We start from the raw sequence: 22,011 nt of genomic DNA, 5'->3' as shown, positions 1-22,011 counted from the left end.
GTTTTATGATATTGTCACAATAAGTATTATGTCAATTTTAAAATTAAAATAATTAAAATGACTAGTAGAGAAATAATGTAAAGAGCTATATATTGAAATTCATCTAAATATTTTGCTACTTTATGACCTATAGGTACTCCAACAAAAGAACATAAAATTAGTATAAGTGCTACAGAAAAATTAACATAACCAATACTATAAGCCGGTAAGTTTGATATGTTAGCTCCAATAATTATAAAGACTATTATTCCCATCATAGCGATTAGCATATTCATCGCTGTTATTACGCCTATTGTCTGTTTCATAGTAAGGTTAGAGCTTTTTAAGACAGGAGATAGCATTAGACTTGACCCACCTCCCGTACAAGATGACAGCAATCCTACAAAGAAACCAAAAATAGTATATTTTCTTTTGTCTATTTTGATCTCTTCCGATGTTTTATTAGAGCTTTTGTGAGATATTAGTTTTTGAATGAATCTTATAAAAGCATAGAGGGTAATTAGTATTAGAATAATAATATTCATTTCTGCAGGTATAATTTTCTCAATAAAACCACCAGCAATCATTCCAAATATTGTTAACGGAAGTAATATCAGGAAGATATTCCAAAGCATTTGCCCAGACCTATGACTTCTATATGTACTGGCAATGTTAGTTACTAGCATAACTAAAAAACAGGTTCCAAAAGCTAAGTGCACTGACATTGCCAGACTTACTCCAGTCAGAGGAAAATAAATTAATAGTGCAGGTACAATAGTTAATCCTCCTCCCCAGCCGAATAAGCTAGTGAAAAAACCACTTGCAATACCTGCTGCTATTAAAGTTATAATGTCAATTATGAGCATTTTATAATACTCCTTATGAATATTAGAGAAATTGAATGTGTAATAGTCTAGATCGAAAATATGTAGATTCAAGGTATATCTAGCAGTATATACTTTTTAAAACTTACTTAGGAACACATTTACAATAGTTAGCAGAAATTATCATAATTTGGATATCGAATTCAAGAAATGACAGCAATATGAATAGTTCATTAAACTTGAGTTTTAGTTTAATTTCTTATGCAACTCTAATGCCTTGTCTCGAGATTTTTTGAGGTCTACTACAGGTTTTGGATAATTATCGCCCAATTTAACTCCTGCTTCTTGTAATACTAACTCGCTTGCTTCCCATGGCTTTGCAAGTAGTTTATTGGGTAAAAGTTCGAGTTCAGGTACATACTTACGGATATATTCAAAAGCTTCAAATTTTTCAGCTTGAAGTACAGGATTAAAAATTCTAAAGTAAGGAGCAGCATCTAGACCACAACCAGCAACCCATTGCCAGTTAGCATTATTACTAGCAAAATCAGCATCAAATAAAGTATCAAAAAACCATTTTTCTCCATATTTCCAGTGGATAAGACAGTTTTTGATAAGAAAGCTAGCAACTATCATACGTACGCGATTATGCATATAGCCAGTCTGCCAAAGCTCTCTCATGCCCGCATCTACTATCGGGATGCCAGTATGTCCTGTTTGCCATTTTTTGAGAAGAGCAGGATCATTATCCCATTCAAAACTATCAAATTTTTGGTTGATGTTCTTGTTATGTAGTTTAGGATAATAATATATCTGATAATAAGAGAAATCACGCCAAACTAACTCTTTGATAAAGTGCTCTTCATTGTTACCAATATAGTCTAGACTTTGCACGGCATTAAAAATTTGGTTAGGTGATATCTCACCAAAGTGTAAATATGGAGATAATTTAGAAGTTGAGTCTGTACTCATGAAGTCTCTAGCTATTTTGTATTCTTTTACTTTACCATCTAGAAACTCCTCAAGGATTTGATGCGAGGCATCTTCGCCAATTTGCCATTGATCTATTATATTTTGCCAAGAAAGTTTTGGTTCTAGTAGTTTTAAAGAATCTAATTCATCAGCAGTTTCTAGTTTTTTTAGGGAATTAAAACTTGGTTTGACAATATTTGAGCGATATTTTCTAATTTTGATAAGCTCCTTGTAGAACGGAGTATATACTTTATAATGTGTGCCATCATCTTTTTTACATTGCCATGGTTCGATAAGTAGACTTCCATTAAAACTACTTACATTTATATTTTGCTTTTGTAGAAATTGCTTAATCTGAGTATCTCTATCTATACTGTACTTGTCATAACATCTATTCCAATAAAAATCTGTGATATTATTTTCTTTGACAAGTTTTTTTATGATTTCTAGGGGATTACCACTAAAAAAGTTGAGCTTATTATTTAGAGATTTACTTAAACTGCCCAAAGAGTGATGAAGCCAAAGTTTGCTAGCTCCACCAATCTCTTGATTCTCGTCTAGTATAAATATTGTAATTGTTTCATCTGCTTGACTAGCCTGATGTAAAGCAGGGTTATCCGCAAGGCGTAAGTCTTGACGAAACCAATGTATAGCTATTTTTTTAGACATATTTCACCATCTATGATTTTGTATAACATATCGACATGCTCATCAGAGTCATTTAAACATGGAATCAGATTAAACTCTTTACCACCTTTTTCGACAAAGTTTTCTTTTTCGGTTATTGCTAGCTCTTCTAATGTTTCTAGGCAATCAGCACTAAATCCTGGGGCTATAACTACAACTTTTTTATTTTGCTTTGCAAATTCTCCTAGTTTGACAGTTGTATAAGGTTCTAACCATTTTTTAGGACCAAAACGAGATTGAAATGATAATTCAAAATCTATATTAGGATATTCATTCTGTAGGCTCTCTTTAACCAAGCGATAAGTTTTGTGACAATGGCAATAGTAGGGATCACCTTTATCAAAATATTCCTTTGGTAAGCCGTGGAAAGAAAATAAAATTATATCCGGATATGAGTCTGTAGCTTGCAGATAATTTCTAATTTGTTGACTAATGGTTTGAATATGAAACTTATTATTATAGTAAGGATTTATTGCTTTGATAGTAGGTTGCCATCTTAGCTTTGATAGGACTCTATAAACCTCATCATACACAGTTGCGGTAGTAGTCGCAGAATATTGAGGATATAGTGGAAATACTATTATCTCAGTTACTCCTTGATCTTGTAAGCTTTTAATCTTACTTTCAATGCTTGGATTACCATAACGCATCGCACAATCTACTATATAATTATCGCTTCTTTGGTCTAGTTTTTTCGCTAGATTCTCGGTGTATAGGAGCAGAGGTGATTTATTATGTGCTTTATTCCATACAGCTTCATAAGTATGAACATTCTTTTTTGAACGAATTGGTAGAATAATTAAATTTAGAGTTAGCTTCCATAATAAAGAATTAGCTTCTATTACTCTTCGATCAGATAAAAATTCTCTAAGATATTTTTTGATGGATTTTGCATCATAGTTATCTGGTGTACCTAGATTAACTAACAAAATAGCTTTTTTATTATATTTGTTACTATATTGTTGCATAGTTACTTATGTATATATTTTTACTAAGAATAATTGTAACAAAATATCGATAGTCTAAAGTTAAATTTTTTTCATATAACTAACTAAAAAAGGTTATAATTAATTTTGGCCTAAAAGCCTTTTAAAGGAGATATAAAATGAAAAAGATAATTTTAATGACACTTGGTTTGATGAGTGTAGCAATCAGCTACTCTTATATGCGTCCAGCAAATCCATATACAATGTATTATGGTCCTGAAGTTGAGCAAGAGAGAGCTCAAGGTGCTGCTTATGTGCCACCAGATAGACAATTCATTAATTCAAGATATGGTGAATATATAGACAATAAGCAAGTAGAATTTAGTCCAGGTGATGACGCAAATAGACTATTTTGGTCATATAGTCAGCCATAGGTTGGATTATTCTTGATATAAACATTTTGTAGAAGGACGAGTATGAATACTAGAAGAGCTCGAAAACTAATTAGAAAGAGAAAAAGATTAGAAAATTCTAAATTACTCGGTTTTGTTGCGCATAGAATTACAGATAAAAGTCTATGGATTGCTAATTATGACACTGTAGCAAGAGGTGTTTTTGTCGGCTTTTTTTGGATGATGATTCCTTTGCCCCTGCAAACGACTCCCGTAGTTATTTCAGCTATAATTTTGAGAGCTAATATGCCAATGGCTATTTCAACAGTATGGATTAGTAATCCTTTGACTTGGGTACCGATGTATTTGGGAAACTATATATTTGGATGCTTTTTGCTTGGAGAGCAGGTTTATATCTCAGACTGGGAAACATTTGGTTCTTATATGCTCAATCATTTACATGAATTTTGGAAACCATTGTTTTTAGGTAGTTTTGTCGCGGGCTTGTTGGTGGCTAGTGCTGGATATATGGCAGTGCATGTACTGAGGATTGTTAATCATTATTTGGTTAAGAAGAACTAGGTCAAAATAAGAAAATTAAAATGAAGATTGTTGAAATAAGGTTAATTATCAGACACTAAATAATAAATTTAATCTAGCCGTTAATTAGTATATTTAGTATTATTTTACGATATATGAAGTTTTTGAATTAATTTTTTATAAAATGCAACAATGGCACCAGTTAGAATTTACGCTAAAATCTAAATATTTTGATATAGTCGAGGATTATCTCTTTGATAACAATGCAGGTTCTGTAACAAGAATAGATAAATCCGATGATATAGTCAGTATTACAGTCTTATATGAGAACCATCATAATATAGATGTTATCATTGCTAATATTCAACAAAAGTTTGAAAATATAATTGAAAGTGAAATAAATTATAAAATAATCAAAGATCAGCAGTGGGAAGCTGCTTGGTTATATGATTACGAACCTATAGAAATAGGTAAGAATATAGTTGTTTATCCAAATTGGAAGCAGCCACCTCAAGATAATGAGCATACTTATATAATAGTTGATCCTAGTATTGCTTTTGGCTGTGGTAATCATGAAACAACTAAAATGTGTCTTGAATGGTTAGAACAGCATATTAGCAAAGATTCGAAAGTACTAGATTATGGTTGTGGTACTGGAGTCTTAGCTATTGGAGCTGTTAAACTAGGGGCAAATTATGCCGAAGGTATAGATATTGATCCAAACTCAATAGAATCATCTATCAAAAATGCTCAAGAGAATAGCGTAGCAGATAAAACCCACTTTAGTGATAACCTACCTACACAACAGTTTGATTTAGTTGTGGCAAATATTTTTTCAAATGTACTTATAAGTCTAGTTGAGAGTATTACATGTAGTCTAAAGCATGGTGGTAAATTAGCTTTATCAGGTATAATAGAAAATCAAGTTGATGAAGTTCAACAAGAGTTTAAAAAATATGGTATAAGCTTTGGCCAACCCAAACAAATGGGGCAATGGTTTCTATTAGATGGTGTAAAAGATGGGCTTTAAAATAGCTGATATTGAAATAGAAAATAATGTCGTACTTGCACCAATGGCAGGTTTTTGCGATAGTGCATTTCGTACTATATGCAAAGAGCATGGAGCAGGACTGATATATACCGAGATGGTTAGTAATAAGGCTGTAGTAGAGCGTAACTGGGAAACTATGGAAATGCTCTATATGGAAAACAGTGAGAAGCCTCTTGGGATACAAATATTTGGTACAGATTTGGAGAGTTTTGTTGGTGCGACAAAATATATCGCAGAGAATACCGAATGTGATTTTTTAGATATAAATATGGGCTGTCCTATGCCAAAAATTGCTAAAAAACTACAAGCTGGAGCAGCACTTCTTAAAGATGTCGATAGAATTCATGAAATACTAACAGCTGTAGTAAAGGCAGTACATAAACCAGTAACTGTAAAGATGCGTATTGGTTGGGATGATGAAAACATCAATGCTATAGAGGTTGCTAAAGCATGTGAGGATGCTGGTGTAAGTGCTATTGCTATCCATGGACGTACGCGTGAACAAATGTATACTGGTAAAGCAAATTGGGATATTATCCGCGATGTCAGAAAAGCGGTTGATACTGTGGTTATTGGTAATGGCGATGTGTTTTGTCCAAAGAGTGCAAAAGCAATGATTAACCATACAGGAGTAGATGCTGTGATGGTGGGGCGCGCATCTCGTGGTAATCCTTGGATTTTTAGGCAAATTGCCGAGTATCTCAATACAGGTGAGCTAATACCGCCACCAACAGCTTTTGAACGAGTTGAAGTTTTAGGAGAGCATTTGAAAAGGCTCATCAAACTTAAAACTGCAAAAGTAGCTGTTAAAGAAATCCGTACTCATGCAAGTTTTTATCTTGCTGATTTACCAGGTTCAAAAGAGTTTAGGCAGAAGTTAAATCAGTTAGAGCATGAACAAGAGATTTTCAGAGTTCTAGAAGAATATAAAAAGATTTTAGAATAAGTTCATCTGCCTATCATCAACTTCTCCAAGTCTTACACCTACACCAATCAATCGAATAGGGTGGTTTTGTTTTTGATATAACTCAATTGTTAGATTTTTTATCACTTCTTTATCTAGTATTTTTGCTACTCTAGTCAGACTGGTTTTATTAAATTTTGTATCTGTAAATTTGACAACAATACCAATAATAGACTTATAATGCTCGTCAGTTATACGACTAGTCAATTTATCATATAAGCTTGGTAGTTTCTCTAGGCAGGCCTCGAGAGTCTTTAGATCTTCAAGGTATGTATTTTCAACACTTATAGATTTACGAATACGAACTGGATTAACTTCACGATTATCTATACCTCTAGCATAGTTATATAAACTACTTCCAAATTTACCAAACTTATCTACTAGAGTAGCTAAGCTTAGTTGCTGCAAATCTGAACAAGTCTCGATATTCATACTTTTTAGTTTTTCTTGGGAGACCTTACCAACACCAAAAAGTTTCTTAACTGGTAAATTTTTAACAAAATCATTAACTTGCTCAGGAGTGATTACATATAATCCATTAGGCTTATTTATATCACTAGCTATTTTTGCAAGTAGTTTGTTTGGAGCTACTCCAGCTGATCCTGTGAGTCCCGTTTTGTTAAGAATTTCTTGCTTAATCGCTAGGGCAATTAGTGTTGCACTATTTTTATATACTGTAACATCTGTAACATCTAGATACGCCTCATCAAGAGATAAAGGTTCAACCTTGTTTGTGAAAGTGTTGAATATCTTTCTTATAATCGATGATGCAGCTTTATATTTTGCAAAGTCAGTATTTAAAAGTATTAGATTAGGGCACTTTTGCATAGCAATTGCAGTAGGCATAGCAGAATGTACACCATATTCTCTAGCTATATAATTACATGTTGATATTACACCGCGTTTGGGATTTGTACCACCTACAGCAAATGGTTTATCTTTGAGGCTCGGATTTGTTTTTTCCTCTACCTGAGCAAAGAAATAATCCATATCAATATGTATGATTTTTCTTGTTTTACTCATAAGGATATTTGCTGTATAAGTTTTTGGTTGACAACTACTCGCTATTATACACTCTAATGGATTGTAGTTTTTAATTTAGGATATGTATGAAAAAGATAATTTTATTTATAACAAGCTTTATAGCTTTTAATTTATGTTTTGCGAGTAATCCAGAGCTATATTTATTTTTAGGAGGAGATTCTGTAAAAGATCATCTCAAAGAAATTGATAATTCTCAGGTAAAAGGTGCTCAGATAGTTTATTCTTGGAAAAGATTGGAGCCAGAAGAAGATAACTATGATTTTTCAGCTATCGAGGAGGACTATCAATTACTCAAAAAATATAATAAAAAGCTATTTATACAGCTACAAGATAAATCATTTGAAATTAAACGTATTCCAGTCCCAAAATACTTACAGTCTAAAACCTATGATGATGGAGTGCTCAGACAAACTGATTTCGCAGGAGAGGGGCAGCCTTTAGGTGCTGGTTGGGTTACTAAACAATGGAATCCTAAAGTAAACAAGAGATTTCATAAGTTGATAGATCAGCTAGCTAAAAAGTATGATGGTAAAATAGCGGGTATAAACTTACCTGAAACATCTATTGATATAGATGATAAGTTTTTAACGGATAAGTTTTGTCAGACTTATGTAGATTCAGTAGTTAGCAATATGCTTTATCTTAAAAAACAGTTTAAGCAAAGCAAAGTAGTCCAATATATCAATTTCTTACCGTGTGAATGGAATAATGATCATGGCTTTATGCAAGAGATATTTGATATAGCAATCAAAAATAATATCGGCATAGGTAATCCTGACACAGTACCATATCGAAAAAGTCAGATGAAAAATAGTTATCAATTTTTATATAAATATAAGGCAGATATAAATACTATAGCTATTGCAGTTCAAGAGCCTGATTATACATACACAAATCCAAAAACATTGAAGAAATTTACACCAGCAGAATTATATGATTTTGATAAGAATTATATTGGAGCTAATATTATATTTTGGAATATTCAACAGCCTCAGCTTGATAGCGTTTTAAAACTCTTTGCAAATGACTAACTATTTATAAATATCTGCAAATTCATCAACATTTGCATCTTCTTGCCATGAGTATTCTAACTCAATACTTTTTTGTTTAGCTACATCATAGCCTAAGATATCCGCGATAAAACCTAGAGACATATCTATGCCTGCACTTATGCCAGAGCTTGTATAAATATTACCATCTTTTACCCATCTAGCTTTGTCGATCCAGATTACATCTGGAGCTATAGATTTTGTCCATTTTAGAGCTTTTTTATTAGAGGTGGCTTTTTTGCTATTAAGCAGATTTGTTTGTGAAAATAAGGAAGAGCCGGTACAGACTGTAAGTATATATTTAGTATTATTCGCTAGTCTAGTTAATTCAGTTATTAATTTTGTATTGTATATTAACTCTCTTGTACCAATACCCCCAGGCACAAATAATATCGAGTTTTTAAAATTAGCATCTGAAAGTTTTTTGGTATTTATACAGACATTCTGACTACTATATACATTACCACCTTCTAGAGAATAATACTCAAGTTTGAAGTGTTCTTTGAAACTCCCAAAAATTTCAACTGGTCCAAAAACATCTAAGGTTTCAAACTCATTAAATAAGACAATAATTACATTTTGCATCATAGATACCAATATAAATAAATGCTTTGAATAGTATAGCATTATTAGATCTGTAAAATGATTTATAAAAATACCAAATAGTGTAAACTTTTAGTCTATATTTTATAAAGGTATTTTTTATATGTTGTTGATTACTATAAAAATAATATTATCAGCTTTAATGGTACTAGGATTAATATATATATCTGAGAAAAGTCCTAGATTAGGAGGTTTATTTTCAGGTTTACCACTTAGTGTTGGTCTTTTTACTTATTTTTATGCGCGTGAGAATGGGTTACAGTTTTTGATAGATTCAATGCCTTATGCTTTTGCAGGATTCTGTTGTACTTTGTTATTTACAATAGGGTTTTATTTAGGTGGCAAATTATTTCTTAATAATCGTTATTTTAATACTTTAAGTGCTCTTTTTGTCGGTTTTATTATTTATTTTATCAGTGGTTATATTCTTACAAAATTTAGTATTAATATATTCTCTGGTTTCATGATATTTTTGGTCGCTATGTTTATCACGATTCTTTTTTTCAGAAGAGTTGCTGATAATAAGCATACAAAGGTAGCTGTTAAGCTTAAACCGGCTAATAAACTAATTGTTATTACATTTAGGATTATTTTAGTTGCTTCATTAGTTTTGTTGATTACTGGAGTGTCTCGTATAGTGGGTCATGAGTGGGCTGGTATTTTTTCATCATTTCCAGTTATGTTAACATCCGTGACTACAGTTTTGATATTTACATACAAGGATCAGCTATTTCCAGGTGTGTTAAAACATTTCTCTTATGGAGTTTCTATATTATTAATCTATGACTTATTGATATATTGGTTATATCCAATTATGGGTATTAATTTGGGTACTGTAGCCGCTTATATTGTTTGCTTTGTGTATCTATCATTACTAAATAAACTAAATCAGTAGCTTATATTTGAAAATCACTTTTATATAAATACTCAACGTATATAATTTAGCTAATGAAATATTTATATTAAAACAAATGATTTTCTTTAAAAATGTATCTTATCAAGTAGAGATAAAAGAACTTTTTGATAGTATTAACTTTTCAATTTTTCCTAATCAAAAAATAGGTCTTGTGGGCAAAAATGGTACGGGTAAAACGACACTTTTTAACCTTATACAAGGCAATTTAACACCAGATAAGGGCGATATTGAGATTGCTAAAAATACCCGTATAGTTACTGTTAAGCAAGAGGTTGATGATTTCGAAGCTAAAGTGATAGATTATGTAGTCAATGGTATAGAATCTTTAAAACAATTGAAGATCCAAATGCAAAAATCTTTAGAGTCTGAGAACTTTGTAGATTACTCAAAATATCATGAAGAGTATGAATCTTTAGGAGGTTATGCAATAGAGTCTCAAGCTGGTAAATTGCTCTCAGGTTTAGGTTTTAGTATTAGTCACTTGCAACAAAAGGTAAAAGAGCTCTCAGGTGGTTGGCAGATACGCTTAAATCTCGCTCAAGCACTACTACAAGAGTCAGATATTTTACTACTTGATGAACCTACTAACCATTTAGATTTAGATGCTGTACTATGGTTAGAAGAGTATCTACAAGAATATAAAGGTTCTTTACTACTTATTTCACATGATAGAATCTTTCTAGATAATGTTGTCAAGCAAATATTTCATATCGATAATAAGAATATAGATACTTATACTGGTAACTATTCATCTTATGAAAAGCAGTCTTATGAGCAAAAAGTACTACAACAAAAGCAATTTGAGAAACAACAAAAGCATATAGCTCACTTACAAAGTTTTGTTGATAGGTTTAAAGCTAAAGCATCAAAAGCAAAACAAGCACAAAGTCGTGTCAAAATGTTAGAAAAAATACAGCGAATAGAAGCTGTTAAGTCAGATTCTGAATTTGGCTTTGAATTTAAGCAAGTTAAAGAGCATCTTGGAGGTACTTTGGTCAGTTTACAAAATACTGATCTTGGTTATGGTGATAAGAAGATCTTAAATAATGTAAAATTAAATATCTATAATGAAATGCGTATAGGTCTATTGGGTTTAAATGGAGCTGGTAAATCAACACTTATTAAATCTCTTATTGGAGATATTGAGATTTTATCAGGTAAGATAGAAAAACATCCAAATCTTAGAGTTGGGTATTTCTCGCAACATTCATTAGATATGCTTGATTCTGAAGCTTCGCCATTATTACATATGCAACGCTTAGACTCACAAGCGACTCAAGAAAAGCTTAGAACTTTTTTGGGTAGTTTTAACTTTGTAGGAGACAAGGCTTTAGCAAAGGCAGGAACTTTTTCTGGTGGTGAGAAAGCTAGATTAGCTCTAGCAATGATTGTATATCAAGAGCCTAACTTTTTATTACTAGATGAACCAACAAACCACTTAGATATTGGCATCCGAGAAGCTTTAACTGTAGCATTACAGAGCTTCCAAGGAGCTATAATATTAGTTTCGCATGATAGATTTTTATTAGAATCAACAGTTGATGAGTATATGCTAGTTGGTGAAGGGCAGGTTAAGCCTTTTGATGGTGATATGAAGGACTACTATAAGTACATTCTTGAAGTCAAAAAATCTGAGAACAATACATCAAATATAGTAGTTCAATCTAATAATGATGCTAAAAAGCAAGATAGAAAATTATCTGCAGATAAAAGAAAGCAACTTAAACCACTTCAGGATAAAGTCAAAAAACTTGAAAGGGCATTAGAAAAATTACAACAGCAAGATCAACAAATGCAAGATGCTCTCCAAAATCAGGATTTATATGATGATAAGCAAAAACTTCAGCAAACTTTACTTGAGCATTCTCAGTTAAAAGAAAAAATAGAACAAACTGAATTAGAATGGTTTGAAGCCTTACAAGAGTTAGAAAGTTTAAAAGAAATGAAAAATTAATAATGAAGCTTTAAATACAATAGCTACTTATTCATTAGAATTTAATTGATCAAAGAACTTTAAAGATCATTGGCGATAAACTGACTACAGTCGATATGCCAATGACTAAATTCCTTGGGATTTATGCCACTGTTAAGCAAGTCTTTTGTATATGTTAGTAAGTTATTCTGAGAGTTAATCCAGAATTTACTAGCGTGTTGGGTATTTTCAGGAGTAGTAACAATATAGTTATTTGCAGTTCCTAAAGCTCCCCAGTTGTAGTATCTAAGCATGTCATAAAACCCATGAACATTTTCTGAGTTCCATTCAGATACATCTATTTTATCAATTAAAGCATTTGATAATGCTTGCATCTGCTCTGTGAAATTTGCATCAAAGTAGGCAAAGAATACAACATCTACTCCTTGATTATCCATCCAATTTTTTATTTCGTTAATATCTTGTTCATTCAAGGATTTTGCTTTTGTCGAGAGTTCAAATTTATTATAGTCTTGATTTTCTCTCTTTATGTAAGCTATATTTTCAATTGTTGAAGTCCCTTCTCTCTTTGCTAATTCTTCTCTTGCTTGGTCGAAGTTAATATCGTTGTCAACAACTGCATAATGCATAGCAGTCCTTTTTGCATCGAGAGTTATTAAATCTTGTGGGATAAATGTAACCGCTAGTCTAACTTGATTTGCTAAAAGATAACCTGTACTTTTACCATCCTCATCATTCACACTTAAGCACATTGCAGCCGGAAGAGGAACGGTCATTTTTTTACATGTCCCATCTTCTTGCTTAATACATGCAGAACTAGATGTAGGAGGAGCAAAATATAATCCACTAACTCTCAAAAAATCTACGGCCATATCAGGACCATTAGCCTGCCAAGGTCCTATATGTAGTCCATCAGAGTTTTTAATCAGAGATCCATAGCCGAAATATACCATTTTTTGCTGATATTGATCAACGTTAGCATATATATAAGATAAACAAAAAATAAATAAAGTAAAAAAACTTATAACTTTTCTTTTTGGCATTGTATAATTATTTCATAAATTAAAATTTATATTATATTATCAAAAAATAATTAAATGTAAATATAAAATTAACAATTAGCTTAGGATTTATTGAAAATCATTTTCTATTTCTTCTAATGTTTTGCCAGCAGTTTCTGGAATAAGTTTTTTAACAATCAATAAATATACAAATGAACTTATAAAAATAATTCCAAACATAATATTAAAGCCGTATCTCTCGCCTATTTGTAAAAAATATCCAATAAAGAAGAATGCAAATAACATTGAAACTACACCCGCTATGAAGATACCAATAATTCTTACTCTATTCGGTAATAGTTCATTTATAAGGGTTACGATGACTCCAGAAGGACCAAATGCTAATCCGGCAATACATGTTATTAAGAACAAAATTACTAGTATGTAATTATAGTCAAAAGTAGGTAGGCTATATAATACTACTAGCAGTATCATGCTTATTAATGCAATTGTTAGTCCTGTAAAGATAACTTTTTTTCTTCCCCACTTATCTATATAAAAGATGGTTAATATGGTGACTCCAAAGTTAACAACTAAAATTAGAGAGTTTGCTATATGAGTTATATAAATGCTATTTGTTAATGGTGAAAGAATTAGCTCTGAAGAAAAAATAATAAAATTAATACCAGTCAATTGATTTAATATTAAGATTGTTGTTACTAGTAAAACAGGCCAAATATCTTTTCCAATTAAAATTTTTTGTAAAAAAGTCTTAGGCTTGTGTTCTCTGAGGCTAACTCTAACTTCTTCGATATGCTTTTGTATTTCCTGCTTTGTCAAAGTGGGTTGAGTTTTACTTATGACTATATATGCATCATCATACCTTTTTCTTAGTACAAGCCAAGTAGGGCTCGGGGGTAATATGCAAATCAAGCTGAGCAAAACTATTACAAGAAATATTGTAATATATAAATATTGATACCAGCTAAGAGCATTATAAAAGAAAAATATTATAACTCCTGATAAACACATTCCAGCTGTCCAGAATAGTTGAAATAAAGTTACATACCTCTTCTATTAGCTGGAGATATTTCTGTAATATATATAGGAAATGCATAAGTACAAAGTAAAATAGCAGCCCCTTGAATAAATCTGGCTACTATTAGAGTATTATAGCTATTAGATATTACAAAAAGATAAGTTCCTATGATATACATTATTGCAAAAGAAATTATCATTGCTCTTCGACCAATTCGATCTGTAGCTAGCCAAACAACTTTTGCTAAAATACCTCCTAGGAATACTAAGCCTAATAAAATAGATAACTGGTGATTATCCAGGTCGAAGTTATATTGAATATCTTTACCAATGCCTCCAACAATTGCTAAGGCATAGCCACCAATGATAGCTGAGATGATATATACAGGAAGAATAAACTTAAAACTGTATCTAAAATTTAAATTCATAAACCTAACTCCGTATATATCGAGTCTATTAATTGTCCATACATGCCTGTTCTATAAGTTTTGCCTTCAAAAATTCTAGGATAGATAATAGGACTATGCACACTGTTCGACATAATTATAATGGTAATCTTATTTTGAGAATCAGAAATAAAGCATTGACCTGTAAATCCAGTATGTCCTATAGTTTGATCACTACATTTTTCACCAAAAAAAGGTCTGTTCTTGCGTCCATTTGCTGTCCAAAACCCTAATCCAAAAGAAGGGTTAATGTTAGATGGTTGACTAAATTCTTTTATGGTGCCTTGAGTAAAAAATGTATTTTCTTGATATAACAAGCCTGCTAGTTTGGTAATGTCGTCAATAGTAGAAAATAATCCTGCATGACCAGCAATACCGCTCATTGAGTAGAGTGCTTTTTCATCGTGAACTAAGCCTCGAAGAGTATCAGTTTTTATATTATTAAAATTAGTTGTACCACAATTAGCATGGCCGTCAATTTGAGTTGCTACTATTTGATTTGGTAAATAGCCTTTTTCCAAAGGATTAAAACAGGTATTTTGAGCACCAGCTTTCGAATAGATATTTTTTTCTAGGAAATCATCCATTCTTTGATTAGTTATAGTCTCAATTAAACATCCTAATATTTTCATACCTATATCTGAGTAGATACAATATTTTTGTGCTGGTTCAATGACAGACATCTTTGTTTTTAAGAATCTGATAGTAGTTTCTCTGTCTTGGCTATATAGAGAATCTGCAATATGATTATTATAAAAATCAAAAAACGGAGCTACACCAGTAGCATGATTTAATAAATCTCGAATAGTTGGGATATAAGAGGTATTCTCAAATTTAAACTCTGGAATATATTTTGTTATCTTATCATCTAGTTTGATTTTTTTTCGCTCATATAAGTACATGACTGCATAAGTGGTTGCAAAAATTTTTGTCAGAGAAGCTATATCAAAAAGCATATTATCTCTTAAAGATTGTGGGTTGCTGACAAGATTTCCTTCTTGATTATATCTATATGCGTAACCAAAATTATTTTTATAAATAGGTTTGTTATGAAAAACCACATTCACAGCTACTCCTGAGAAGCCATGTGAAATATCATGTTTAATAATATTTTCTAAATTTTGAAAATCCATTTTTAATATTTATCTATACTACCTATGAATATTAAAACATAGCTTTATATGAAATAGATATTTAAAATTTTTGTAAGGGATATAAAAGAAACTAATTATGAGAAAAAAATAATAAAAAGTAGAATTAGTGCTGATAAGCTTCATCCCAGTTACCTGTTAGACCTGCAACCTCATATTCTGTTACTCGGTTCTCAAAGAAGTTTGTATGATCAGCACCATTTAAGATCCACTCTAACCAAGTAAGAGGATTTTTATCAATATTATATATTTCATTTAAACCAAGTTGATTTAAACGTCTATCTGTAATGTGACGAATATACTCTTTTACTTCATCAGCTTTTAGACCTTCGATAGTACCAATCTCATAAGCTAAATCAATAAATTTATCTTCAAGTTCAACGGCTTTGCTAGCCATTAGATATATTTCTTTTTTGAATTGATTATCAACTATATAAGGATTTTCTTGGCAGTACATTCTAAATAATGCGGCGTTACCTTCGACATGCATTGATTCGTCACGGATTGACCACTCAACAACTTTACCCATACCTTTCATTTTACCGAAGCGTTGGAAGTTAAGTAACATTGCAAATGATGCAAATAAGGCTACACCTTCATTAAATACTGTCTTAGCAAGACAAAGTCCTAAACCACGACGAGTACTAGGATCCGCATCCATCATAAAATCGATTTTATCGGTCATTGCTTTATATTCTAAGAAAGCATGATATTCAGAATCTGGAAGGCCAAGAGTGTCATTCAAAAGGGCGTATGCTCTTTGATGAATACCTTCACGTGCAGCAAATGAGCCAAGCATATTTCTGACCTCATTATTCTTAAAAGCCGGAATAAATTGATCATAATAGTTTTGACCAACAGCCACATCCGATTGAGTAAATAACCTTAGAATATTAGTAATATATTCTTTTTCAACTTTAGTAATTTTACCATTTTTCCAGTCAGTTACATCTTCTGATAAATCTATTTCGTCTTCTATCCAGTGAGCTTTTTCATGTTTGACAGTTAGGTCAACAGCCCAAGGATAGCTAAATGGCTTGTATGTCTTAGAAAAAGTTGTTAGAGAAGAACCTTTGACACGAGCAATAACTTCACCAGCTCTAGCCATTAAATTGTCGTAGCCACCAATATGTACATCGTTAACAAATATCTGTGGTACTGATTTAACATGTTCCTCAACGAGTAGGATATTCTTATTTACTTCTGCATAGAAATTTAGTCTTTTTTCATCATCGTCAAGAGTAATTTGTGTAAAAGGAATATCATTTGCACCAAACCAACTTTTAGCGAGGTCACAAAAAGGACAGTTCGTTTTTGTATATATTTTTACTTCCACTATTATTACCTATTTCTTAGCTAAGATTTCTTTCTCATTGGCTTTAAGATCTGTAAAGCCACCAACATGCTCATCATCAATGAATATTTGTGGTACAGTTGAAATCGGGAAAGCAACTTTACCACTTTGATTCATTTCTTCGTAAAATCTAAGACGTTGAGAGTGATCATCCATTATGGTTTCTTCAAAGAATATTTCATTCTCATCAAACCATTGTTTCGCCCATACGCAAAATGGACAGCCATTTCTAGTATATATTTTTACTTTCATATTTTAGCCCTCACAAGCGATACATTCATTCTCAGATTGTTTTAACTCTGAGAATTCTACAAGCCTATTTTTTTCAACCTTCTTAGAAATATTTTCGGCTCTATTAGAAGTCTCTGTTCTTAAGTAATATAATCCTTTACAACCATATTTCCAAGCATTGAAGTGAACTTTATGGAGATAACCACGAGAAGCTCCAGCTGGAAAAAATATATTAAGAGATTGCCCTTGGCATAGATGGTTTTGACGTTGTCCACCTAAATATACAACCCAATCTTGATCCATTTCTATTGCTGTTTTAAATACAGCTTTAATATCATCACTCAAGAATTCTAGCTGTTGAACAGAGCCGCCATTAGTAATAATATCTGACCAAACTTCCTCAGTATTTTTACCAACCTTTTCTAACTCTCTTTCTAAGTATTTATTCTTAGTTAAATGTGAACCAACCCTAGTTCTTGAGGTAAAAGCATTTGCTTTCCAAGGCTCGATACTTGGCGAAGTGTTTAATATAAGAGAACTATTGGCATTAGGTGCTATTGCTAATAAGTGAGCATTTCTACGACCAGTACCAGCCATATCAGGAGCTTCACCTTTTTCAGATCCTAATATTAGAGTCTCTTCTACAGCTTGCTCTTTTATACGCTTAAATATCTCTTCATTAATTTCTTTGGCTTTTTGAGATTCAAATGGAACATTATGCTTCTGTAAATATGAGTGAAAGCCCATAGCACCCAAGCCAAGACTTCTTTCACGAGAAGCACTATATCTAGCTTTAGAAATTTCATCTCCAGCATGATCTATGAAAAACTGTAAAACATTGTCTAAAAATCTAATTAAATCTTTAATTAGAGATGTATCTTTCCATTCATCATACTTTTCTAAATTTACTGAAGAAAGACAACAAACTGCTGTACGCTTTTCATCAGTTACTAAATGAATCTCATTACATAGGTTAGAGCCTTTAATTGTTAAACCAAGCTCTTTTTGTGATTTTGGTAACGCTCTATTCGCAGTATCGATAAAGTTTAAATAAGGTTCACCAGTACGATAGCGAGTCTCTAGAATTGTTTCCCATATTTTACGAGCTTTGACTATATCTCTAACAGTTTTGTCATCAGGGTCTACAAGTTTCCAATCTGCATCGTCAGCAACTGCTTGCATAAAGTCATCAGTTAAATTAACTGCATGGTGTAGATTTAAGCACTTTCTGTTCACATCACCTGTTGGTACACGTATACCCAAGAATTCAACTATATCTGGATGAGAAACATCCATATAAGCAGCATAAGAGCCTTTGCGAGTTTTACCTTGTCTATAAGCAACCATATCTGCATCAACTGTGTGCATAAACGGTATCGGTCCCGGAGCTTTATTTGAAACAGCTCTTACATTTGACCAGTGTCCACCGACACCACCACCTTTTACTGACAGCCATCTAAGCTCCGATGAGTGTTCTATAAGACCTTCTAATGAATCTGGAACATAAGATAAAAAGCAACTTATCGGCAATGATTTAACTTTTGCACCTGGAAGAGGGGCATTTGAAAGCACCGGAGATGCAAACATAAACCAACCTTTAGATGCAGCATCATATATGCGTTGCGCAAGGTTCATATCGCCAAAAGAGTATGCAACAGAAGCTCTTGCAAAAGCATATTGCGGAGAGGGTTCATTCTCTAGACAATAATAATTAGTAAGCAATTGTTGTGCTTGTTCTGATAGCTCATGATCCTTAGATATATCTATATGGATGCCAAGGTATTTTTCATTAGACATAATAAACAAAAACCCTATTTAAATTTAAAGTAATTTCAAAAATATTGTATTAGTAATAAACCTATACTAATTTAGTATAATTGATTTTTTAACTAAAGAAATTTTATCAATTTTTTTTGATTTTAGAATACCAAAAAGTCAAATATTACACTTGACTTTGATGAATCACTTTTGAGATGTAGACAGTACAATGGTTACTGTCTAGACATGCTAGAAAATTATTTTGATAAAATTTCAGCAGCGGCAATATTAAGCTCTTTAACTGCATTAATTGATACTTGAAGTTGCTCTCTTTCTTTATCAGAAATTTCAACTTCAATAGGTCTTACGCCATTAGCAGAGATCTCTGTTGGTACACCTACGAATAGATCTTCGTCAACACCATACATACCAGCTTTTACTTTTGCAGCACATGGAAGAACCATCTTCTTATCTCTTAGATAACTTTCTGCCATTTGTATACCTGCAGCAGCTGGAGCATAGTAAGCAGAACCTGTTTTAAGTAAAGCTACAATTTCACCACCGCCACTTCTAGTTCTAGCTACTATAGAATCTAATCTTTCTTGGCTAATTTTGCCTTCTTTGACTAGTTGCTCTAGAGATACGCCCGCAACATTAGACATTTTTGTAAGAGGTACCATAGTATCACCATGTCCACCCATTACATAAGCCTGAACTTGCTGTACAGAGACATTAAGCTCATCTGCTAAGAAAGTTCTAAATCTTGCAGAATCAAGTACACCAGCCATACCAACAATCTTATTATCAGGTACACCAGAGAACTTTTGTAGCATATTTACCATGATATCAAGAGGATTCGTGATACATATAACAAATGCATCTGGGCAGTTGTGTTTGATACCTTCGCCTACAGATTGCATTACTTTAATGTTGATGCCAAGTAAATCATCACGAGACATACCAGGCTTTCTTGGCACACCAGCTGTGACTATTACTACATCAGAGTGTTCTAGATCTTTATAATCATTTGTACCTCTAACTTTGAAATCAACTCCTTCGATAGGGCAAGTTTGTAATAAGTCTAGAGCTTTACCCTGAGGCATGCCTGGAGCTATATCAAAAAGAACCACATCACCTAGCTGCTTGATTAGTGATAAATGAGCAAGTGTTCCACCAATATTACCAGCACCAATAAGCGCTATTTTCTTTCTAGCCATTAAAATCTCCTTAATTATGCTAAAAAATGAATCAAAATAGATATTTCATAATTATAACTAATAGTTTAGCTGTTATTCAATGAAAACTTTTGTAACGATTATAGTTTATAATTATAATAATTTTCAATTAAACTTATTTGTCTTTTTGTATGTTAAAAAAAATTATGAGTAATGCAGGCTTACTAGTGGGAATTGTAGGTCTAATAATATTTATGTTTGGTTTAGTTGAAACAGATGTTGCTCAGAAAAATCTTATAGTTTTTTTTGCAACTTTTTTCTTATTCTTATCAGCTGTAATCCAAAAAGAGCCGTTTTTTAGTGGTTTGCAAGGTATTGCATTTGTTAGTGCCACTATGGTTTTTTTTAGTTTTTCTCAGATATATAATTTACTAGTATTCATAGTATTGGCAATTATATTCTCAATTATTTATTTCAGTAAGTATAAAATAAATATAGCTAGAGTTTGTGCTTTTATAGGGCTTGTAGCGTTATGTTTTGGTATACTATTGAGTAGAAATGAACCTATGATTGTATGTGGTATAGTTCTGGCTATTTATGCTGTATTTTCAATTAGAGAAGGTTATACGGTGGGTTGGGTGTTCTTGATACTCAATCTGTTGTTTGCAATTGTCGCAGCTAATGCGATATTTGGTTTTATTTAAGAAAGGACTTCAGTTATGAGAAAATTATCTTTTTTAGATCGAATTGTTGAAGAAGTTGATAGTTATGCAAGATTTACAAAGCATCCTCTTAATCCCAATAGAAAGTCTCCAGCTGGTGATATAAGAGATGGTAAGTTATCTGATGAGGATAAAAAACACGCAGCTGGACTGATGCGAGTTGATTATACTGGAGAAATTTGTGCTCAAGGACTTTATAGAGGGCAAGCATCTGTAGCAAAATCAGTTGAAACAAAAGAGCACTTATATCACGCAGCTGACGAAGAGTATGACCATTTAGCTTGGTGTGCGGAGCGACTAGATGAGTTAGAGGCAAAGCCTAGTTTACTAAATCCATTTTGGTACTGGGCATCTTTTGGTATAGGAGCTACCGCTGGCTCTATTAGTGATAGTCTAAGTTATGGTTTTGTTGTGGAGACAGAAAAACAAGTTATGAAACACCTGGATTCACATTTAAAAAACTTACCAGTTAATGATAATCGCTCACGTGAGATACTTAAACAAATGTACCTTGATGAATCTGAGCATGCAATTGAAGCAGAGAAAGCTGGAGGCAAAAAGTTACCTAAACCTGTAAAAGCTATAATGAAGCTTCAGTCAAAATTAATGACTACACTGGCGTATAGATTCTAAATTTTACAGTCTTTCAACTGTGACTTATATAAATTAGTATAAGCTTTAACTTTATTTGCTATATTTTTATCTTCTTCAATTTTAGCCTTATTTTTGAATGTGCCAGCTTTGTAGCGCTTATATCCAGTTGCTCCAAGCATATATGCCATATATAGATTTTCGCTATCACTCATTTTAAGTTTTAGAGATTTTGAAAGTTGTGCCATATACCAGCCTATAAACTGTACACTATCATCAAAATTATTTCTTTTAGCATTTTGCTTAACTTCTTCTTGGAAGTGTTGCCATGTACTGTTTATAGCTTGAGCATATCCATAAGCAGTTGAGTAACTGCTTTTAGCTTCGGCATCGAAACGAGATTCTTGATATATCAGACCCATTGCAAAAGCTGGGGATAGATTATATTTATCTTGAGCTTTTTTTAGTGATAATTTCCAGTTAGGGTTTTGATCTAATATTTCACAAGCTCCCATATTTGCATCAACTTGTACATCTGAGGAGTTACTAGAGAAAAAAACGGCAGCTGCTACAATAATTACAACAAGTAATACATATCTAAGTCTAAACTTTTTTGGCATTTTCTAAATGACTTTTTAGTTATATTAATCATTAAGGGTAAATG

The 22,011-nt window shown here is 32.3% G+C and carries 21 protein-coding genes and 1 pseudogene; 9 read left to right on the top strand and 13 right to left on the bottom strand.

What is annotated here, in order from left to right; translation table 11 throughout:
• Positions 1-26: 26 nt before the first annotated feature.
• The 3 genes from F3D59_RS07070 to hemH form a co-directional block, all read right to left on the bottom strand.
• Positions 27-845 (bottom strand): sulfite exporter TauE/SafE family protein, encoded by an 819-nt coding sequence (locus F3D59_RS07070; RefSeq protein WP_150464327.1) that lies wholly within the window; start codon positions 843-845, stop codon positions 27-29.
• 204 nt (positions 846-1,049) lie between these two features.
• Positions 1,050-2,444: a cryptochrome/photolyase family protein gene (locus F3D59_RS07065; RefSeq protein ID WP_150464326.1), complete on the bottom strand. Its 1,395-nt coding sequence runs from the start codon at positions 2,442-2,444 to the stop codon at positions 1,050-1,052.
• A complete protein-coding gene (gene hemH / locus F3D59_RS07060; protein WP_150464325.1) occupies positions 2,429-3,430 on the bottom strand; it encodes a ferrochelatase in 1,002 nt (333 codons plus the stop codon). Before hemH ends, F3D59_RS07065 begins: the two co-directional genes overlap by 16 nt.
• Positions 3,431-3,567: 137 nt before the next feature.
• Here hemH and F3D59_RS07055 point away from each other — a divergent pair, with 137 nt between their 5' ends.
• From F3D59_RS07055 to dusB, 4 genes are all read left to right on the top strand, one after another.
• Positions 3,568-3,822 carry a hypothetical protein gene (locus F3D59_RS07055; protein ID WP_013923010.1) on the top strand — a complete coding sequence of 85 codons (255 nt, stop codon included), beginning with the start codon at positions 3,568-3,570 and terminating at the stop codon, positions 3,820-3,822.
• A gap of 42 nt (positions 3,823-3,864) precedes the next feature.
• Positions 3,865-4,362 (top strand): DUF2062 domain-containing protein, encoded by a 498-nt coding sequence (locus F3D59_RS07050; RefSeq protein ID WP_150464324.1) that lies wholly within the window; start codon positions 3,865-3,867, stop codon positions 4,360-4,362.
• A 142-nt stretch (positions 4,363-4,504) separates the two neighbouring features.
• The gene (gene prmA, locus F3D59_RS07045; protein ID WP_150464323.1) at positions 4,505-5,350 is read left to right on the top strand and encodes a 50S ribosomal protein L11 methyltransferase; all 846 of its coding nucleotides are present in this window, start codon (positions 4,505-4,507) and stop codon (positions 5,348-5,350) included.
• Complete coding sequence (dusB, locus tag F3D59_RS07040) at positions 5,340-6,317, top strand: tRNA dihydrouridine synthase DusB (RefSeq protein WP_150464322.1); 978 nt, start codon at positions 5,340-5,342, stop codon at positions 6,315-6,317. The genes prmA and dusB overlap by 11 nt, the downstream gene beginning before the upstream one ends.
• Here the strand turns inward: dusB and dinB are convergent.
• Positions 6,309-7,358, bottom strand: coding sequence for a DNA polymerase IV (dinB, locus tag F3D59_RS07035; RefSeq protein ID WP_150464321.1), 1,050 nt, complete (start codon positions 7,356-7,358; stop codon positions 6,309-6,311). The two genes, dusB and dinB, sit on opposite strands and share 9 nt — an antisense overlap.
• Before the next feature lie 86 nt (positions 7,359-7,444).
• On the opposite strand from dinB, the gene F3D59_RS07030 reads away from it, so the two are divergent.
• Positions 7,445-8,410, top strand: a complete 966-nt coding sequence (locus F3D59_RS07030) for a hypothetical protein (RefSeq protein ID WP_150464320.1) — start codon at positions 7,445-7,447, stop codon at positions 8,408-8,410.
• Here F3D59_RS07030 and F3D59_RS07025 read toward each other — a convergent pair whose 3' ends face one another.
• Positions 8,411-9,013 carry a DJ-1/PfpI family protein gene (locus tag F3D59_RS07025; RefSeq protein ID WP_150464319.1) on the bottom strand — a complete coding sequence of 201 codons (603 nt, stop codon included), beginning with the start codon at positions 9,011-9,013 and terminating at the stop codon, positions 8,411-8,413.
• A gap of 121 nt (positions 9,014-9,134) precedes the next feature.
• Here F3D59_RS07025 and F3D59_RS07020 point away from each other — a divergent pair, with 121 nt between their 5' ends.
• Positions 9,135-9,926 (top strand): MFS transporter, encoded by a 792-nt coding sequence (locus F3D59_RS07020; protein ID WP_150464318.1) that lies wholly within the window; start codon positions 9,135-9,137, stop codon positions 9,924-9,926.
• A gap of 76 nt (positions 9,927-10,002) precedes the next feature.
• Positions 10,003-11,901 carry an ABC-F family ATP-binding cassette domain-containing protein gene (locus F3D59_RS07015; protein WP_150464317.1) on the top strand — a complete coding sequence of 633 codons (1,899 nt, stop codon included), beginning with the start codon at positions 10,003-10,005 and terminating at the stop codon, positions 11,899-11,901.
• 59 nt (positions 11,902-11,960) lie between these two features.
• Here F3D59_RS07015 and F3D59_RS07010 read toward each other — a convergent pair whose 3' ends face one another.
• The 7 genes and pseudogenes from F3D59_RS07010 to mdh form a co-directional block, all read right to left on the bottom strand.
• Entirely contained in the window at positions 11,961-12,923 is a 963-nt protein-coding gene (locus F3D59_RS07010) for a hypothetical protein (RefSeq protein WP_150464316.1), read from the bottom strand.
• Between the two features lie 87 nt (positions 12,924-13,010).
• Positions 13,011-14,347 (bottom strand): annotated as a pseudogene (locus F3D59_RS07005) (MFS transporter).
• Entirely contained in the window at positions 14,344-15,498 is a 1,155-nt protein-coding gene (locus F3D59_RS07000; protein ID WP_150464315.1) for a serine hydrolase, read from the bottom strand. Before F3D59_RS07000 ends, F3D59_RS07005 begins: the two are co-directional and overlap by 4 nt.
• Positions 15,499-15,622: 124 nt before the next feature.
• Positions 15,623-16,855, bottom strand: a complete 1,233-nt coding sequence (locus tag F3D59_RS06995) for a ribonucleotide-diphosphate reductase subunit beta (protein WP_150464314.1) — start codon at positions 16,853-16,855, stop codon at positions 15,623-15,625.
• A gap of 6 nt (positions 16,856-16,861) precedes the next feature.
• Positions 16,862-17,122 (bottom strand): glutaredoxin, encoded by a 261-nt coding sequence (locus F3D59_RS06990; protein ID WP_041263737.1) that lies wholly within the window; start codon positions 17,120-17,122, stop codon positions 16,862-16,864.
• 3 nt (positions 17,123-17,125) lie between these two features.
• Entirely contained in the window at positions 17,126-18,898 is a 1,773-nt protein-coding gene (locus tag F3D59_RS06985; protein ID WP_146422091.1) for a ribonucleoside-diphosphate reductase subunit alpha, read from the bottom strand.
• 218 nt (positions 18,899-19,116) lie between these two features.
• Complete coding sequence (gene mdh, locus F3D59_RS06980) at positions 19,117-20,076, bottom strand: malate dehydrogenase (RefSeq protein ID WP_150464313.1); 960 nt, start codon at positions 20,074-20,076, stop codon at positions 19,117-19,119.
• A gap of 149 nt (positions 20,077-20,225) precedes the next feature.
• Between mdh and F3D59_RS06975 the strand changes: the two genes are divergently transcribed.
• Positions 20,226-20,738 carry an MFS transporter gene (locus F3D59_RS06975; protein WP_150464312.1) on the top strand — a complete coding sequence of 171 codons (513 nt, stop codon included), beginning with the start codon at positions 20,226-20,228 and terminating at the stop codon, positions 20,736-20,738.
• Between the two features lie 15 nt (positions 20,739-20,753).
• Positions 20,754-21,389 carry a 2-polyprenyl-3-methyl-6-methoxy-1,4-benzoquinone monooxygenase gene (coq7, locus tag F3D59_RS06970; protein ID WP_150464311.1) on the top strand — a complete coding sequence of 212 codons (636 nt, stop codon included), beginning with the start codon at positions 20,754-20,756 and terminating at the stop codon, positions 21,387-21,389.
• Here the strand turns inward: coq7 and F3D59_RS06965 are convergent.
• The gene (locus F3D59_RS06965) at positions 21,386-21,967 is read right to left on the bottom strand and encodes a transglycosylase SLT domain-containing protein (RefSeq protein WP_150464310.1); all 582 of its coding nucleotides are present in this window, start codon (positions 21,965-21,967) and stop codon (positions 21,386-21,388) included. The genes coq7 and F3D59_RS06965 overlap by 4 nt on opposite strands.
• Positions 21,968-22,011 lie beyond the last annotated feature (44 nt).

Source organism: Francisella sp. XLW-1 (assembly GCF_008711455.1).
GTDB lineage: Bacteria > Pseudomonadota > Gammaproteobacteria > Francisellales > Francisellaceae > Francisella > Francisella salimarina.
This window is presented reverse-complemented; position numbering and strand designations above follow the sequence as displayed.

What these genes read in the sequence shown, in the direction of transcription:
- F3D59_RS07070 (WP_150464327.1), bottom strand. Translation starts at nt 845, where the DNA reads ATGCTCATAATTGACATTATAACTTTAATAGCAGCAGGTATTGCAAGT.
- F3D59_RS07065 (WP_150464326.1), bottom strand. Translation starts at nt 2,444, where the DNA reads ATGTCTAAAAAAATAGCTATACATTGGTTTCGTCAAGACTTACGCCTT.
- hemH (WP_150464325.1), bottom strand. Translation starts at nt 3,430, where the DNA reads ATGCAACAATATAGTAACAAATATAATAAAAAAGCTATTTTGTTAGTT.
- F3D59_RS07055 (WP_013923010.1), top strand. Translation starts at nt 3,568, where the DNA reads ATGAAAAAGATAATTTTAATGACACTTGGTTTGATGAGTGTAGCAATC.
- F3D59_RS07050 (WP_150464324.1), top strand. Translation starts at nt 3,865, where the DNA reads ATGAATACTAGAAGAGCTCGAAAACTAATTAGAAAGAGAAAAAGATTA.
- prmA (WP_150464323.1), top strand. Translation starts at nt 4,505, where the DNA reads ATGCAACAATGGCACCAGTTAGAATTTACGCTAAAATCTAAATATTTT.
- dusB (WP_150464322.1), top strand. Translation starts at nt 5,340, where the DNA reads ATGGGCTTTAAAATAGCTGATATTGAAATAGAAAATAATGTCGTACTT.
- dinB (WP_150464321.1), bottom strand. Translation starts at nt 7,358, where the DNA reads ATGAGTAAAACAAGAAAAATCATACATATTGATATGGATTATTTCTTT.
- F3D59_RS07030 (WP_150464320.1), top strand. Translation starts at nt 7,445, where the DNA reads ATGAAAAAGATAATTTTATTTATAACAAGCTTTATAGCTTTTAATTTA.
- F3D59_RS07025 (WP_150464319.1), bottom strand. Translation starts at nt 9,013, where the DNA reads ATGCAAAATGTAATTATTGTCTTATTTAATGAGTTTGAAACCTTAGAT.
- F3D59_RS07020 (WP_150464318.1), top strand. Translation starts at nt 9,135, where the DNA reads ATGTTGTTGATTACTATAAAAATAATATTATCAGCTTTAATGGTACTA.
- F3D59_RS07015 (WP_150464317.1), top strand. Translation starts at nt 10,003, where the DNA reads ATGATTTTCTTTAAAAATGTATCTTATCAAGTAGAGATAAAAGAACTT.
- F3D59_RS07010 (WP_150464316.1), bottom strand. Translation starts at nt 12,923, where the DNA reads ATGCCAAAAAGAAAAGTTATAAGTTTTTTTACTTTATTTATTTTTTGT.
- F3D59_RS07000 (WP_150464315.1), bottom strand. Translation starts at nt 15,498, where the DNA reads ATGGATTTTCAAAATTTAGAAAATATTATTAAACATGATATTTCACAT.
- F3D59_RS06990 (WP_041263737.1), bottom strand. Translation starts at nt 17,122, where the DNA reads ATGAAAGTAAAAATATATACTAGAAATGGCTGTCCATTTTGCGTATGG.
- F3D59_RS06985 (WP_146422091.1), bottom strand. Translation starts at nt 18,898, where the DNA reads ATGTCTAATGAAAAATACCTTGGCATCCATATAGATATATCTAAGGAT.
- mdh (WP_150464313.1), bottom strand. Translation starts at nt 20,076, where the DNA reads ATGGCTAGAAAGAAAATAGCGCTTATTGGTGCTGGTAATATTGGTGGA.
- F3D59_RS06975 (WP_150464312.1), top strand. Translation starts at nt 20,226, where the DNA reads ATGTTAAAAAAAATTATGAGTAATGCAGGCTTACTAGTGGGAATTGTA.
- coq7 (WP_150464311.1), top strand. Translation starts at nt 20,754, where the DNA reads ATGAGAAAATTATCTTTTTTAGATCGAATTGTTGAAGAAGTTGATAGT.
- F3D59_RS06965 (WP_150464310.1), bottom strand. Translation starts at nt 21,967, where the DNA reads ATGCCAAAAAAGTTTAGACTTAGATATGTATTACTTGTTGTAATTATT.